This window comes from Streptomyces katrae, assembly GCF_000966975.1.
Taxonomy (GTDB): domain Bacteria; phylum Actinomycetota; class Actinomycetes; order Streptomycetales; family Streptomycetaceae; genus Streptomyces; species Streptomyces katrae.
On record NZ_JZWV01000465.1, the window covers coordinates 1 to 14689 of the forward strand.

11 protein-coding genes and 2 pseudogenes are annotated in these 14689 nt (G+C 72.7%); 9 read left to right on the forward strand and 4 right to left on the reverse strand.

Annotation, left to right across the window (positions count from 1 at the left end; all coding sequences use genetic code 11):
* Positions 1-152: 152 nt before the first annotated feature.
* Positions 153-872, forward strand: a complete 720-nt coding sequence (gene fomD / locus VR44_RS17390; RefSeq protein ID WP_045948428.1) for a cytidylyl-2-hydroxypropylphosphonate hydrolase — start codon at positions 153-155, stop codon at positions 870-872.
* A 531-nt stretch (positions 873-1403) separates the two neighbouring features.
* A pseudogene (locus tag VR44_RS17395) lies at positions 1404-3253 on the forward strand (SpoIIE family protein phosphatase).
* Positions 3254-3328: 75 nt separating this feature from the next.
* Here VR44_RS17395 and VR44_RS17400 read toward each other — a convergent pair.
* Complete coding sequence (locus VR44_RS17400; protein ID WP_052713662.1) at positions 3329-5629, reverse strand: transglycosylase domain-containing protein; 2301 nt, start codon at positions 5627-5629, stop codon at positions 3329-3331.
* Between the two features lie 243 nt (positions 5630-5872).
* On the opposite strand from VR44_RS17400, the gene VR44_RS17405 reads away from it, so the two are divergent.
* The 5 genes from VR44_RS17405 (at position 5873) to VR44_RS17425 (ending at position 10429) form a co-directional block, all read left to right on the forward strand.
* Positions 5873-6793, forward strand: coding sequence for an SPFH domain-containing protein (locus VR44_RS17405; protein ID WP_045948429.1), 921 nt, complete (start codon positions 5873-5875; stop codon positions 6791-6793).
* On the forward strand, positions 6790-7047 hold the full coding sequence (locus VR44_RS17410; RefSeq protein WP_045948430.1) for a type II toxin-antitoxin system antitoxin: 258 nt from the start codon (positions 6790-6792) through the stop codon (positions 7045-7047). Before VR44_RS17405 ends, VR44_RS17410 begins: the two co-directional genes overlap by 4 nt.
* 147 nt (positions 7048-7194) lie before the next feature.
* Entirely contained in the window at positions 7195-7719 is a 525-nt protein-coding gene (locus tag VR44_RS17415; RefSeq protein WP_045948431.1) for a PadR family transcriptional regulator, read from the forward strand.
* On the forward strand, positions 7716-8402 hold the full coding sequence (locus VR44_RS17420; protein ID WP_045948432.1) for an ABC transporter ATP-binding protein: 687 nt from the start codon (positions 7716-7718) through the stop codon (positions 8400-8402). The genes VR44_RS17415 and VR44_RS17420 overlap by 4 nt, the downstream gene beginning before the upstream one ends.
* Entirely contained in the window at positions 8399-10429 is a 2031-nt protein-coding gene (locus VR44_RS17425; protein ID WP_045948433.1) for an FtsX-like permease family protein, read from the forward strand. Before VR44_RS17420 ends, VR44_RS17425 begins: the two co-directional genes overlap by 4 nt.
* A gap of 70 nt (positions 10430-10499) precedes the next feature.
* Here VR44_RS17425 and VR44_RS17430 read toward each other — a convergent pair whose 3' ends face one another.
* Positions 10500-11447: a hydrogen peroxide-inducible genes activator gene (locus tag VR44_RS17430; protein WP_045948434.1), complete on the reverse strand. Its 948-nt coding sequence runs from the start codon at positions 11445-11447 to the stop codon at positions 10500-10502.
* Positions 11448-11581: 134 nt separating this feature from the next.
* On the opposite strand from VR44_RS17430, the gene VR44_RS17435 reads away from it, so the two are divergent.
* On the forward strand, positions 11582-12136 hold the full coding sequence (locus tag VR44_RS17435) for a peroxiredoxin (protein WP_045948435.1): 555 nt from the start codon (positions 11582-11584) through the stop codon (positions 12134-12136).
* 3 nt (positions 12137-12139) lie between these two features.
* Positions 12140-12683 (forward strand): annotated as a pseudogene (locus tag VR44_RS17440) (alkyl hydroperoxide reductase).
* An 84-nt stretch (positions 12684-12767) separates the two neighbouring features.
* Here the strand turns inward: VR44_RS17440 and VR44_RS17445 are convergent.
* Positions 12768-13448: a hypothetical protein gene (locus tag VR44_RS17445; protein WP_045948436.1), complete on the reverse strand. Its 681-nt coding sequence runs from the start codon at positions 13446-13448 to the stop codon at positions 12768-12770.
* Positions 13445-14689, reverse strand: a 1245-nt coding sequence (locus VR44_RS17450) for an AI-2E family transporter (RefSeq protein ID WP_045948437.1), incomplete at its 5' end; no start/stop codon positions are given. The genes VR44_RS17445 and VR44_RS17450, both read right to left, overlap by 4 nt.

Below are 14689 nucleotides of genomic sequence, written 5' to 3' on the forward strand. Positions count from 1 at the left end.
GCGCATGACCCGCCCCTGACCTGCCCCCGACCCGCCGCCACCCCTCCCCCCGGCCTTCCGCACAGCGACTGAATCCGGTCGTTTACACCCTCCTAACACCTCCGTGACCTGCACCGCAGCAACTCGGAGGGACGCCGCCCTAAGATCTGCGCATGACAGGTACTTCCAGGCCCGGCGCCGGCGCGGCGGGTCCCGCCGCGCCGGGCGGGACGCAGGGTGCGCACTGGGCACCCGGGGCGCAGATCCTCTGGCGCTACCGCGACCACGCCCCCGGACGGAAGGGGCCGGTCCACATCGCCCGCCCGGTGACCGTCGTCCAGGACACCGACGAACTGCTCGCGGTGTGGATGGCGCCCGGCACCGAATGCGTCAAGCCCGTGCTCGCCGACGGCACCCCGGTGCACGAGGAGCCCCTCGCCACCCGCTACACCGCGCCGCGCACCACCGTACGGGCGCACTGGTTCGGTGCCGGGGTGCTCAAGCTGGCCCGGCCCGCGGAGCCCTGGTCGGTGTGGCTGTTCTGGGACCACGGCTGGCTGTTCAAGAACTGGTACGTGAACCTGGAGGAGCCGCGCACCCGCTGGTCGGGCGGCGTGGACTCGGTGGACCACTTCCTCGACATCTCCGTCTACCCCGACCGCAGCTGGAAGTGGCGGGACGAGGACGAGTTCGCGCAGGCGCGGCGGATCGGGCTGATCGGCGCCGAACAGGCCCGGCAGGTGGAGGAGGCGGGCCGCGCGGCACTGGAGGTCGTCAAGGCCTGGGGGCCGCCGTTCGGCGACGGCTGGGAGAACTGGAGGCCCGATCCGGCCTGGGAAGTTCCGGTTCTACCCGAGGGCTGGGACCGAACCCCGGCGCATATGACGTCATGAGACCCTTGATGCGCCCCCGGGGTTCAAACGTAGGATCGTCCTCCGCCGGTCGTACGCGGGGGGCCCTCCTGGTCCCGCACCCGTAAATGACCTGCGGCGACCGGGACTTGACCGGAGGTCGACGCGGAAAGAAAGGTAACGAGCGGGACGCGGAATCCGGGGGTGGTGGTGCCCCCGCCGCTGAGCGGGTATACCGCGACTGACCGAGTTGAGTGCAGCGCACATCGAGCGCAAACGGACGGAATTCCACGCGTGACGGAGTACCCCACCTCCCAGGAGGGCCCGCAGCCCACCGTCGCCCCCGGCGGAGGTACGGACGAGCTCGGCCACGGCAAGGCCCCCATCGCGGCCGCCGAGGCCGTACGCACGCATGCCGATTTCCCGCGGCCGCGCGGCACCGCGGGCGACGGCTCCTCCGGGCACGGCCCGGCGGACTCCGGCGACGGGGGCGCCCGGACCCGTGACGGCGAGGCCGCCCGCAACGCGGGCCGGACCGAGGACGCCCAGGGCCCGGCGGCCGGGACTCCGGCGATACCGGCCACCGCCACGGCGACGGCCACGGCGGCGGGCGGCCAGGGCAGCGGCCCCGCCGAGGCGGGCGTGGCCCGGCGCGAGGGCGACCGGCTGCGGTTCGTCGGCGCCGCCACGCGCCGGATCGCCCGCGGCATCGACCTCGACGAGATCGTGCTCGGCCTGTGCCGGGCGACCGTGCCCACCTTCTCCGACGCCATCCTCGTCTACCTGCGCGACCCGCTGCCCGTCGGCGACGAGCGGCCCGTCGGCCCGGTCGTTTTAAGGCTGCGCCGCACCGACCGGCTCCGGCCGATCGACGATCTGGGCCTGGCCGACGGCGGCGAGGGGTCCGGGGCCGCGGGGGGCGCCGGCGAACTCGACTTCAGCCAGCTGCCGCTGGTCGGCCCGCAGGGTGACCTGCCCGCGGCGGAGCTGTGCGAGATCCGGCCCGGCGGTGCCCTCGCCGAGGTGCTGCGCGGTGTCCGGCCCGTGTTCGGGTCGGCTCCCGGCGCCCGGGACGCGCTGCCCGAACTGCTGGGCTCCGACCACCCGGTGCCGCGCGGGCAGCGGGCCATCCTGGCCCCGCTGCGCGGCCGCCGCCGCGTGATCGGCGCGGCGGTGTTCCTGCGCACCCCGGACCGGGACTCCTTCGAGACCAACGACCTGCTCGTCGCCGCCCAGCTGGCCACGCACACCGCGCTCGGCATCGACAAGGCCGTGCTCTACGGCCGCGAGGCCTACATCGCCGACGAACTCCAGCGCACGATGCTGCCCGACGGGCTGCCCCAGCCCACCGGGGTGCGGCTCGCCTCGCGCTACCTGCCCGCCGCCGAGACGGCCCGGGTGGGCGGCGACTGGTACGACGCCATACCGCTGCCCGGCAGCCGGGTCGCCCTGGTCGTCGGCGACGTCATGGGCCACTCCATGACCTCCGCCGCGATCATGGGCCAGCTGCGCACCACCGCGCAGACCCTGGCCCAGCTGGACCTGCCGCCGGCCGAGGTGCTGCACCACCTGGACGAGCAGGCCCAGCGGCTCGGCTCCGACCGGATGGCCACCTGCCTGTACGCGGTCTACGACCCGGTCTCGCACCGGATCACGATCGCCAACGCCGGCCACCCGCCTCCGGTCCTGCTGCACCTGGGCGGCCGCGCCGAGGTGCTGCGGGTCCCGCCGGGCGCCCCGATCGGGGTCGGCGGGGTGGACTTCGAGGCCGTGGAGCTGGACGCCCCGGCCGGGGCCACGCTGCTGCTGTACACCGACGGGCTGGTGGAGTCCCGGCTGCGGGACGTGTGGACGGGCATCGACCAGCTGCGCGAACGGCTCGCCACCACCGCGCAGCTGACCGGGCTGGACCACTCGCCTCCGCTGGAGGCCCTCTGCGACGACGTGCTGGACATGCTCGGCCCGGGCGACCGGGACGACGACATCGCCCTGCTCGCGGCCCGCTTCGAGGGGATCGCGCCCAGCGACGTGGCGTACTGGTTCCTCGACCCGGAGGAGACCGCTCCGGGCCGGGCCCGCCGGTTCGCCCGGCGCGCCCTGGCCCGCTGGGGCCTGGAGGAGCTGAGCGATTCACTGGAGCTGCTGGTCAGCGAGGTGGTCACCAACGCCGTCCGGTACGCCGAGCGGCCCGTGACCCTGCGCCTGCTGCGCACGGACGTACTGCGCTGCACGTACTGCGCTGCGAGGTCGGCGACGACTCCCCGCAACTGCCCCGCCAGCGCCGGGCGCGGGAGACCGACGAGGGCGGGCGCGGCCTGTTCCTGGTCAACCGCCTGGCGCGGCGCTGGGGCGCGACCCGGCTGAGCAGCGGCAAGGTGGTCTGGTTCGAGCTGTCGCTGCCGGCGGCGCACGACCGGCGCTGATCGCCGTACAGGACGAGGAACACCGCCGCCCCGCAGCCGGAAGGCTGCGGGGCGGCGGTGTTCTCGTACTCCTGCCTACTGCTGGGGCGCCTCGGGGAACAGGGGCGGCGGCGTCGGCTTCTTCGTCGGCGGCTGCGGGTCACCCGTCGGGGGTGTCGGGTTCTTCGTCGGCGGGGTCGGGTTCTTCGTCGACGAGGTCGGGTCCGGCTTGCCGGTACCGCTGCCCGAGGGGTCCGGGCTGCCCGTGGGGCGGGTGCCGGAGCTGGACGGCGTCGGGCTGACGGAGCCGGTCGGGCCGGTGGACGGGACCGCGGTGCGGGTCGGGCCGACCGGGGTGCCCATGTTCGCGTCCGACAGGTCGAACTCGCCCGTCTTGACGCCCGAGAGCACGGCGGTGGTGTACGCCTGCCAGATCTGGGCGGGGAAGCTGGAACCACCCGCGCGGCCCTTGCCGGCCGTACCGGTCAGGGTGACCTGGGCGTGCGAGTTCGGGTCCTCACCGAACATGGCGACGACGGTGACGAGCTCCGGGGTGTAGCCGGTGAACCAGGCGGCCACGTTGGACTCGGTGGTACCGGTCTTGCCGGCGGCCTGGTAGGCGTCGCTGCGCACGGCCTTGCCGGAACCGTCCTGGACCACGCCGGTCAGGACCTTGGTGACGGTGTCCGCGGTCTCGCGCTTGATGACCTGGGCGCCGAAGGGGCTGAGCGGCTTGTGGTCGGCGTCCACGTGCTCGGCGCTCTTGACGATGGTCGGGGTGACCTTCTTGCCGTGGTTTCCGAAGGTGGCGTAGACCCCGGCCATCTCCACGGTGTTGGCGCTCATCGTGCCGAGCGACATGGCGGGCTTGTCGGCGGGCCAGCCGTCGCGGTCCTTCATGCCGAGGGCGATGGCGGTCTTCTTCACCTCCTGCGGCTTGGCGTCCACGATCATCTGGGCGTACACGGAGTTCACGGAGGAGTTGGTGGCCTCCTGGACCGTGAGCATCGGGTCGCCGTAGTTGATGTCGTCCTGGTTCTGCGGGGCGAAGGGAGTGTCGCTGCCGACCACGGGGCGCTTGCTGGTGCCGTCGTAGAGGGCGTTCGGGGTGATCGGGCGGCCGTCCTGGGTCTTCGCCCCGGTCTCCAGGGCGGTGGCCAGCACGATCGGCTTGAAGGTGGAGCCCGGCTGGTAGTCGGTGCGCAGGGCGTTGCTCTCGGCCTTCTCGGCCAGGCCCACGCCGCCGTACATGGCGACGATGTTCCCGGTCTTGGCGTCCACGGAGGTGGCGCCGGCCTGGACGCTCTGGTCCTGCGGACGGTCCTTGACGTCCTTGCGGTCGAGCTTGGACTCCAGCTCGTCCTGGACGGCCTTCTCCAGCGCCGCCTGCTTCTTCTTGTCGATGTTGAGGGTGATCGTCCAGCCGCCGGCCGCGATGTCGGCCTCCTTGACGCCCTGGCGGCTCAGCTCCTGCTTGGCGGCCTGGATCAGGTAGCCCTTCTGGCCGTCCATGCCCGGCTGCGGCTTGGGCTTGATGGGCTCCGGAAGGTGCAGGGTGTCGCGCTTGGCCTTGTCCAGCTTGCCCATCTCGACCATGTTGTCGAGGACGGCGTTGAAGCGGATGGTGACCAGCCGCCGGCCGTTGGGGCCCGCCGTCGCCAGGTCGTACTGGCTGGGCGCCTGGATCACCGAGGCCAGGTAGGCGCCCTGCTCCAGGGTCAGCTTGTCGGAGTCCACGCCGTAGTAGGCCTGGGCCGCGGCCTGGATGCCGTAGGCGTTGCGGCCGTAGAAGTTGGTGTTCAGGTAGCCGGCGAGGATGTCGTCCTTCTCCATGCGCTGGTCGACCTTGAGGGAGATCACCATCTCGCGGAGCTTGCGGGTCGCCGACTGGTCCTGGGTCAGGTAGTAGTTCTTGACGTACTGCTGGGTGATCGTCGAACCGCCGGCCGTGCCCTTGCCGCGCAGGGTGTTGAAGGCGCCGCGGGCGATGCCCACGAAGTCGACACCGCGGTCCTTGTAGAAGGTCTTGTTCTCGATCGCGATGAAGGCCGTCCGCACGTCCTCGGGGATCTTGTCGATCGAGACGATCTCGCGGTTCATCTTGCCGGTGCGGGTCATGACCGACCCGTCGGCCCACTTGAACGTGTTGCTCTGCAGGACCGCCGTCTTGTTGGGGTCGGTCGGCTCGTCCACGGAGAAGTAGAGGGCGAAGGCTCCGGCTATGAGGAGCAGGATCCCGCCGAGGAAGGTCCCGAGGATCGTCTTCCAGTTCAGGAAGCGACGTATGCCGCTGCGCTTCTTCCCGGTCGGCTTGCCCGCACGCCCGGCGGCGCGCCCGGTCGGCGCCTTCCGCCCTCCGCGCTGCTGCTGCGCCCGTCGCGCATCTGCTCGGCCCATCGCTCCCGCTCCGCTCGATTACCCCCCCGACGTCAGCTCAGAAAACTAACACCGCAGGCTGTGACAAAGGTTGACTAACCCTGATCAATACCGGTCAATTCGGACGTGAGAATCAGCACCCACTCCAATGGAACCGACGCTCACGATGCCGGATGGGTTGCGGTCATCGCAAAAAGTGATATCACTTTGCTAGGCGATCCGGTCGACCCGGACCGGACGCGACGGACCAAACGGGGGTAATCCATGACAGTCGCAGGATCGACCGAACAAGCGGCAGACGTACGGGAGTTCGCGGCGCGCAGTGTCGGCGGCGGGCTCGCGCTGCTGTCGGGGCTGGTGGGGATGGTGCTCGGGGCGGGCCTGATCTTCCTCGGCGCCTCGATGGCCGCGACGGCGACGAAGGCGACCCTGATCCCCCTCGGCGTCCTCGTGGTGCTCGCCTCGGTGATGGCCATGAGCGGGCTGAACACCGTGGCCCCGGGCGAGGCCCGCGTGGTCCAGCTGTTCGGCCGCTACCGGGGGACGATCCGTACGGACGGACTGCGCTGGGTCAACCCGCTGACCTCGCGGGAGAAGATCTCCACCCGGGTCCGCAACCACGAGACGGCCGTACTGAAGGTCAACGACGCCTACGGCAACCCCATCGAACTGGCGGCGGTCGTGGTGTGGCGGGTCGCCGACACCGCGCGGGCCGTCTTCGAGGTCGAGGACTTCACCGAGTTCGTCGAGACGCAGACCGAGGCCGCCGTCCGGCACATCGCGATCGAGTACCCCTACGACGCGCACGAGGAGGGCGGGCTCTCGCTGCGCGGCAACGCCGAGGAGATCACCGAGAAGCTCGCGGCCGAGCTGGCCACCCGGGTCGAGGCGGCGGGCGTCGAGATCATCGAGTCCCGCTTCACCCACCTCGCGTACGCTCCGGAGATCGCCTCCGCGATGCTCCAGCGCCAGCAGGCCGGTGCGGTCGTGGCGGCGCGCAAGCAGATCGTCGAGGGTGCGGTGGGCATGGTGGAGCTCGCGCTGACCCGGCTGGCCGAGGAGGAGATCGTGGACCTGGACCTGGACCCGGAGCGGAAGGCCTCCATGGTCTCCAACCTGATGGTGGTCCTGTGCGGCGACCGCGCGGCCACCCCGGTCATCAACACGGGCACCCTTTACCAGTGACCTCCACGGGCGACCGGGACCCGTCCGAGCCCAGGCCCGCCCGGGCCGGACGGGAGCCGCGCAAGCAGGTGCTGCTGCGGCTCGACCCGCAGGTGTACGACGCCCTCGCGCGCTGGGCCGGCGAGGAGCTGCGCAGCGCGAACGCGCAGATCGAGTTCCTGCTGCGCCGGGCCCTGTCCGAAGCGGGCCGCCTCCCCGGCGGCGCCGCCCCGATCCCGCCCCGCGGCCGGCCCCGCACCGGCCGGGACACCTGACCGCCACCGCCCCGCCACACCCCGGCCCCGCCCGGGCGCGACCACCGCGCCCGGGCGCTTTCCGTCCGCCATCGCTCCCACCTGGGAAAACCCACCATCCCCTCGATCTATACACCGTGCGTATACACCCCGTGTATAGTCACCGCCATGTCCATCGGCCACACCCTGCTCGGCCTCCTGGAGGCCGGCCCGCGCCACGGCTACGACCTCAAGCGCGCCTTCGACGAGAACTTCGGCCACGACCGCCCGCTCGCCTACGGGCAGGTCTACTCGACCATGTCCCGCCTCCTGAAGAACGGCCTCGTCGAGGTCGACGGGATCGAGAGCGGCGGCGGTCCCGACCGCAAGCGGTACGCCATCACCGACGCCGGGATCACCGACGTCGCACACTGGCTCTCCGAGCCCGAGAAGCCGGAGCCCTACCTCCACTCCACCCTCTACACGAAGGTGGTCCTCGCCCTGCTCACCGGCCGCAGCGCGAGCGGCCTGCTCGACACCCAGCGCGCCGAACACCTGCGCCTGATGCGCATCCTGACCCAGCGCAAGCGCAAGGGCGACCTCGCCGACCAGCTGGTCTGCGACCACGCCCTGTTCCACCTGGAGGCCGACCTGCGCTGGCTCGAACTCACCTCCGCCCGCCTGGACCAGCTCGCCCGGGAGGTGCGCCGATGACCCCCGCCGGCTCCCTCCTCGTGGCCACCGGCCTGTGCAAGGCGTACGGCACCACCAAGGCCCTCGACGACGCCGCCTTCTCCATCCACCCCGGCGAGGTAGTCGCCGTCATGGGCCCCTCCGGCTCCGGCAAGTCGACGCTCCTGCACTGCCTCGCCGGGATCGTCGCGCCCGACGCCGGCACCGTCACCTACGACGGCCGCGACCTCACCGCCCTGGGCGACGCCGAGCGCAGCGCCCTGCGCCGCAGCCAGTTCGGCTTCGTCTTCCAGTTCGGCCAGCTCGTCCCCGAGTTGACCTGCGTGGAGAACGTCGCCCTGCCGCTGCGCCTGGCGGGGGTCAGGCGCAAGGAGGCCGAGGCCACCGCCCTGGGCTGGATGGAGCGGCTCCAGGTCGAGGACGTCGGCGCCAAGCGCCCCGGCGAGGTCAGCGGCGGCCAGGGCCAGCGCGTGGCCGTGGCCCGCGCCCTGGTCACCCGCCCCCGGGTGGTCTTCGCGGACGAGCCCACCGGCGCCCTGGACTCCCTCAACGGCGAACTGGTGATGCAGCTGCTCACCGAGGCCGCCCGGGCCGCGAGCGCCGCCGTCGTCCTGGTCACCCACGAGACCCGGGTGGCCGCCTACTCCGACCGGGAGATCGTCGTGCGCGACGGCCGCTCCCGGGACATGGAGCGCGCCATATGAACACGCTCCGGGCCTGGGCCCGGGACCTCTCCCTCGGGGCCCGCTTCGCCTTCGGCGGCGGACGCCAGGGCTGGACCCGCACCCTGCTCACCGGGGTCGGCGTCGGACTCGGCGTCGCCCTGCTGCTCATCGGCACCGCGGTACCGGGGGCGCTGACCGACCGCCACGAACGCGAGGACGCCCGCTCCCTGCTGGGCGCCACCACGGCCGACGCCCCCGGCCGGGACACCCTGCTGGTCGCCCGCGTCGACCAGACGTACCGCCACCAGGACATCGGCGGCCGGTTGCTGCGCGCGGAGGGCCCGGACGCACCCGTGCCACCGGGGCTGAAGGCCCTCCCGAAGGCCGGCGAGATGGCGGTCTCCCCCGCCCTGGAGCGGCTGCTGGCCTCCCCCGAGGGGGCGGACCTGCGCGAGCGCCTCGGCGCCCGGATCACCGCGACCGTCGCCGACCGGGGCCTGACCGGTCCGGCCGAACTCCTCTTCTACCTGGGCAGCGACAGCCTGCAGAGGGGCGGGCCGGGCGAGTACCGGATCCAGCGGATCACCGCCTTCGCGGGGGACCGGGAGCCCCGGGCACTCGGCCCGGGGCTGATGCTGCTCGTCGTCCTGGCCTTCGTCGCACTGCTGACGCCCGTCGCCGTCTTCATCGCCGCCGCCGTCCGCTTCGGCGGGGAGCGGCGCGACCAGCGGCTCGCCGCACTGCGACTGGTGGGCGCCGACGGGCGCACGGTACGCCGGATCGCGGCCGGCGAGGCCCTGTCCGGGGCACTGGTCGGGCTGGTGCTCGGCGCGGGCTTCTTCCTGGCCGGCCGCAGCCTCGTCGGATCCCTCTCCTTCCAGCAGCGCAGCGTCTTCCCGGAGGACCTGGACCCCTCCGCGTGGCTCCTGCTGCTCGTGGCGCTGGCGGTCCCGGCGGCCGCCGTGGCCGTCACCGTCCCCGCCGCGGTGGCGGTGGCCGGTGCCATCGCCCTCCAGATGGTCTTCACCGGCGTCGAGGAGGACTACGAGCGGCCCACCGGCCAGGATCCCGGCCGCGCGGCCGTGTCCGTCATGATGCACATGGGCACCGAATCGCGCCTCGATGCCCTCGCCCGCGAACTCGCCGCGACCCCGGGCGTCGTCCGCGCCGTACCGCTGACCGGCTTCCAGGCGGCGCGCAGCACACCGGCCGACGGGCAGACCATCCGCGGGACCATCGGCACCTGCGACGCGCTGCGAGAGGTCGCCGACATCGGGGCCTGCGCCGAGGGCGACGCCTTCGTCCTGTCCGGCGGCGGGCTCTCCCCCACCGGTGAACCCCTCGCCCCCGTACCCGGCGAGCGGCTCTACGCGGGCAACATCACCTCGTTCGGCGCCCGGGAACTGCCCGCGCAGAAGCCCGTCGAGTGGGCCGTCCCGGCGGGCGCCCGTACGGTGCGGGCCGTCCCGGACCCGATGGGCGACCTCCGCGAGGGAGTGCTCGTCACCCCGTCGGCCGCCCCCCGGGAGATGGGCAGCTGGCCCACCGCCCAGGTCTACCTCCAGACCGACGAGTCCCGGCCCGACACCCTCGACAGGATCCGCACGGCGGTGTTCCGGGCGGAGCCCCTCGCGAAGGCGACCACCCTGCGCGAGAGTTCCGAGGACACCTCGTACGCGGCGATCCGGACCGGGCTCTTCTTCGGCGCCGCGGCCCTGCTCGTGCTCATCGGGACGAGCATGCTGGTGTCGCAGCTGGAGCAGCTGCGCGAGCGGCGGCGCCTGCTGGCCGCGCTGGTCGCCTTCGGCACCCCGCGCGGCACGCTGGGCCTGTCCGTGCTGTGGCAGACGGCCCTGCCGATCGCGCTCGGGCTCTCGCTCGCGACCGGCACCGGCCTCGCCCTCGGGTCGGCCCTGCTGTGGGTCGCGGGCCGGCCGGTGCACGTCGACTGGACCTCCGTCCTGGCCCTGGCCGGGGCCGGGGTGGGCGTGGTCGCGCTGGTCACCCTGCTGACCCTGCCGCCCCTGCTGCGCATGATGCGCCCGGACGGCCTGCGGACGGAGTGACCCGCGCGGGGCCGGCGCGCCCGTCCCCCGCGCGCCCGCTCCCCCATGCGCCCGCTCCCGGACGGCCCCCTCAGTCGGTGGGCCACACCGGCAGCGGGCGCACCGCCTCGCGCAGCGCGGCCGCGATGGCGCGGAACTCCTCCTGCCGGGCGGTCCCGGTCCGCATGGCCAGGGCGATCCGCCGCGAGGGGGCCGGCTCGGCGAAGTAGCCGGTGGCCAGGGCCTCGTTGCGGGCCGTCTCCAGCCGCAACGCGGTGCGCGGCAGGAGGGTCACCCCGAGGCCCCCGGCGACCAGCTGGACCAGCGTGGACAGCCCGGCGGCGGTGGTGGTGACGTCCGCCCCGGCGGTGCGGCCGGCCTCCCGGCAGATGTCCAGGGCCTGGTCGCGCAGGCAGTGCCCCTCGTCCAGCAACAGCAGCTGCAGGCCCCGCAGTTCCTCGCGCGGGATGTCCCGCCGCCCGGCCAGCGGGTGCTCGCGGGGGGCCAGCAGCACGAAGTCCTCGTCGAAGAGCGGGAGTTCGCACACCCCGGGCACGCCCAGCGGGACCGCGAGCAGCAGCAGGTCGAGCCGTCCGGCGGCCAGCCCCTCCAGCAGGGAGGCCGTCTGCTCCTCGTGGACCTGGAGGTCCATGCGAGGGTAGCGGCGGTGGAAGAGCCCGAGCACGGTGGGCAGCAGGTAGGGGGCGACCGTCGGGATCACCCCGAGGCGCAGCACCCCGGTGAAGGGGGCCCGTACCGCCTCGGCCTCCTCCAGCAGCCCGCCCACCGCGTCGAGCACGCCCCGCGCCCGGACGGCGATCCGCTCGCCGGCCGGGGAGAGCAGCACCTTGCGGGTGGTGCGTTCCAGCAGCTGCACCCCGAGGGCCTCCTCCAGCGCGGAGACGGCCCCGGACAGCGCGGGCTGGCTCATGCCGATCGCCGCGGCGGCGTCCCGGAAGTGCAGGTGTTCCGCGACCGCCGCGAAGGCGCGCAGCTGCGCCAGCGTCGGCTGCTTCTGTCCCCTACTACTCACAGCCACTGATAGGTACCTCCGATCACCCACCACAAGACTAGCTATTTCCGTAATCAATGCAGCTGTGCCAGCATGTGAGACAGTCCAACCCCCTCGGAAAACCCCCAAAAGGGTCATTTTCCATTCCGCAAGGAGAGTTCGTGCTCACTGTCGGTGACAAGTTCCCCAGCTACGACCTGACCGCCTGCGTCTCGCTCGAAGCCGGCAAGGAGTTCGCGCAGATCGACCAGAAGACCTACGAGGGCAAGTGGCGCGTCCTCTTCTTCTGGCCGGCCGACTTCACTTTCGTGTGCCCGACGGAGATCGCGGCGTTCGGCAAGCTGAACGACGAGTTCCTCGACCGTGACGCCCAGATCCTCGGCATCTCGGGCGACTCCGAGTACGTCCACCACGCCTGGCGCAAGGACCACGCCGACCTGCGTGACCTGCCCTTCCCGATGCTGGCCGACTCCAAGCACGAGCTGATGCAGGCCTGCGGCATCCAGGGCGAGGACGGCTTCGCCCAGCGCGCCGTCTTCATCGTGGACCCGAACAACGAGATCCAGTTCTCGATGGTGACCGCCGGTTCCGTGGGCCGTAACCCCAAGGAGGTCCTGCGGGTCCTCGACGCCCTGCAGACCGACGAGCTGTGCCCCTGCAACTGGAACAAGGGCGACGAGACCCTGAACGCCGGCGCCCTGCTGGCCGGTGAGTGACGGATGTCCCTCGACGCCCTCAAGTCCGCCATACCGGACTTCGCCAAGGACCTGAAGCTGAACCTCGGTTCGGTCATCGGCAACCAGGACACGCTGACCCAGCAGCAGCTGTGGGGCACCGTCCTGTCCTGCGCGATCGCCGCCCGCTCCCCGCGCGTCCTGCGTGAGCTGGAGCCCGAGGCCAAGGCCGCGCTGTCCCCGGAGGCGTACAACGCCGCCAAGTCCGCCGCCGCGGTCATGGCGATGAACAACGTCTTCTACCGGACCCGGCACCTGCTCTCTCTCCGCCCCGGAGTACGGCACGCTGCGCGCGGGCCTGCGGATGAACGTCATCGGCAACCCGGGCGTGGAGAAGGTGGACTTCGAGCTCTGGTCGCTCGCGGTCTCCGCCATCAACGGCTGCGGCCAGTGCCTGGACTCGCACGAGCAGGTCCTGCGCAAGGCGGGCGTGGACCGCGAGACGGTCCAGGAGGCCTTCAAGATCGCCTCGGTGATCCAGGCCGTCGCCGTCACCCTCGACGCCGAAGCGGCCCTCGCCGCCGAGTAGTCACCCGTACGGGTGGATCCCGTACGACCCTCCGTGCCCCCGCGGCCCCTCCGGCCGCGGGGGCACGGCGCGTTCCGGCGGCGGTCACTTCCTGAGCCGGGTCAGCAGGGCGCGCGCGTCCTCGACCATGGCCGCCTTGACCGCGTCCTCGTCGACCTTGTCGCCGGGGTCCGCGGCGCCCTTGGTCCACCAGCTGACGGTGAGCGTGACCACCGTCCCGCCGTCGAGCACCTGGAGCCGGGGCGAGTGCCTCACCCCGATGAACAGTGCCCGCTCGCCCAGCCCGGAGACCTTCTCGGACGTCACGGGTACCCCGTACGCCTCCATCCCCGGCACCAGGCCGAACTCCGGTCCCGGGTCGGTCTTCTTGTGCAGCTCGACCATCACCCGGGCGTCGGACATGAAGGCCTGGTCCTCCCGGTTGCCACTGGCGGCGCAGCTCGACCAGTCCAGGGCGGGCCCCTCGCCGTGGCCCGGCGTGCCGCCGCCCAGGCCGCCGAGGGCGGCGCCGACCGACTTCAGCGGGGTCTCCGAGCACAGCTGCTCGCTGTGCCGGTAGCGGATCGGGGGCCCGGCCTCGCCGTAACGTTCCTGCACGACCAGTACCCCGGCGAACACCGCGGAGGCCACGAGCGCCCCGCCCAGCGCCCAGCGCCAGGGCGCCGCCCGTAACGAGCCGTCACGCCCCTCCGGGCCGGCGGCGTCGGCGAACCGCGCGGGCGCCTCCGTGGCCCACCCGCCCTCGATCTCGGGCTCGCCGATCAACCCTGGGCCTCGCGCTCGGCCGACCCCACGGCGGTGGCCCCGTGCGGTGCGGGACCGGTCGGGGCGGCGGGCGCGAGACGCCGCTCGCGCGAGTAGGCACGCAGGTAGACGACCACGGTGTTGGTGACGGCGACCAGCGGCACGGCCACGACCGCACCCCCGATCCCCGCGATCATCCCGCCGGCGGCGACCGACAGCACCACCGCGAGCGGGTGGACCCGTACGGCCCGGCCCAGGATGAAGGGCTGGAGCACGTGCCCCTCGATCTGCTGGACGGCCAGCACCACCAGCAGCACCATCAGCGCGGTGAACGGCCCCTGGGTCACCAGGGCCACGACCACCGCGAGGGCGCCGGAGACCACCGCGCCGACGAGCGGGATGAAGGCGAACAGGAAGATGAACACGGCGAGCGGCACCGCCATCGGCACCTTGAGGAAGTAGAGGCCGAGGCCGATGAAGACGGCGTCGATGAGGGCGACGAGGACCGTCCCGCGCACGTACGCGGTGAGGGTGCGCCAGGCGCGCGGACCGGCTCCGGCGACGCCGGGGCGGGCGGCGGACGGGACCAGGCCGAGGACCCAGTTCCAGATCTTCTGGCCGTCGTAGAGCAGGAACAGCGTCGAGAACATCGAGAGGAGCATGCCCGTGAGCACCTCGACGAGCACCGTCACGCCCTGCAGGCCGGCGGAGGTGATCTCCTCGGTGTTGGTGCCGATGGTCTCGCTGAGGTTCTTCGCGATGTCGTTGATCTGCTTCTCGGTCACGTGGAACGGACTGTCCAGTGCCCAGCTCTTGAGCTCGTTGATGCCCTCGCGCAGCCGGTTGGAGAGGTCGTCGAGGTTCTCCATGACCTGCCAGACCACGAACCAGCCGACCAGTCCGATCACGACGAAGCCGAGGACCGCGGTGACGGCGGTGGCGAGGCCCCGCGGCAGCCCGATCCGGCGCAGGCGGACCACGAAGGGCTGGAGCAGGGCGGTGACGAGCAGGGCGGCGGCGAAGGCGAGGACGACCAGGCGGACCTCGCTGATCACCTTCATCAGCACCCAGACCATCCCGGCGAGCAGCAGCAGCCGCCAGCTGGCCTCGGCGGCGACGCGCACCCCCCAGGGGATGACGGCCGCCGGGTCGGGCCGCACGGGCGGCGGGGCCTCGCCGGACCCGGCCGCCGCGGCGGGGGACGGTACCTCGGGGGCGGGCGGGACGGGCAGCGGGTCCACGTCGGCCTCGGCCTCCGCCTC